Below are 834 nucleotides of genomic sequence, written 5' to 3' on the forward strand. Positions count from 1 at the left end.
CGATATAAACCAAAAACAATATCAAAATAAATCTCTCGACTATTTAAACAGCCAAGCTCATTCTGAAGGTATTGAATTTAATAAATTTATTAATGAACTTCGGAAATATGAAAAGGCTGTGGTTCTTGATTTAGGCTGTGGTGGTGGTCATGTCTCTTATAATGTTGCTCCATATGCTGATTTAGTCTTTGCCTATGATTTATCTCATGAAATGTTAGACACAGTGTCTAAGACTGCCAGTCAACGTAAATTAAAAAACATCTTTGTACAACAGGGCATTGCTGAAGATATGCCTTTTAGCGATCACCAGTTTGATGTGGTCATTAGTCGATATTCTGCACATCACTGGCAGCATGTTCCGACTGCAATGAAGGAAGTAAATCGTGTTCTTAAGCCAGATGGCATTGTTATTTTCGTAGACATTATTAGTTCTAGCTCGCCCATATTAGATACGTTTTTACAGACCATCGAGACTATTCGAGATCCAAGTCATGTACGAAACTATAGTGTGAAAGAGTGGGTCTATTTCATTGAAGATGCGGGCTTTGATTTGATTGGTTTAGATAAACAAACACTCTCTTTAGACTTTGATAGTTGGGTAAAACGTATGAAAACCCCTGAAGATCAAATCAAAACTTTACTCTATTTGCAGGAAGGCTCATCTGACCTTGTGAAGAAATATTTCAAAATTCAAAATGACGGTAGCTTTGAAAGCCATGTGGGTTATTTTGCTTTTAAGAAATTAGGATTTTAAAGTGGTGTGATGAAGAAGAGTTTTAGTAGATAAGAAAGGAATTAAATATCACTAGAGCTCTTTTCTTGAATAGCTTGGAT

General features: G+C 35.4%; 1 protein-coding gene. It reads left to right on the plus strand.

Annotated elements, in window-relative coordinates; genetic code table 11:
- Positions 1-754, plus strand: a 754-nt coding sequence (locus HUN22_RS17390) for a class I SAM-dependent methyltransferase (protein WP_174731991.1), incomplete at its 5' end; no start/stop codon positions are given.
- Positions 755-834 lie beyond the last annotated feature (80 nt).

The sequence above is a fragment of the Acinetobacter lactucae genome, assembly GCF_013344765.1.
Lineage (GTDB): Bacteria > Pseudomonadota > Gammaproteobacteria > Pseudomonadales > Moraxellaceae > Acinetobacter > Acinetobacter lactucae_A.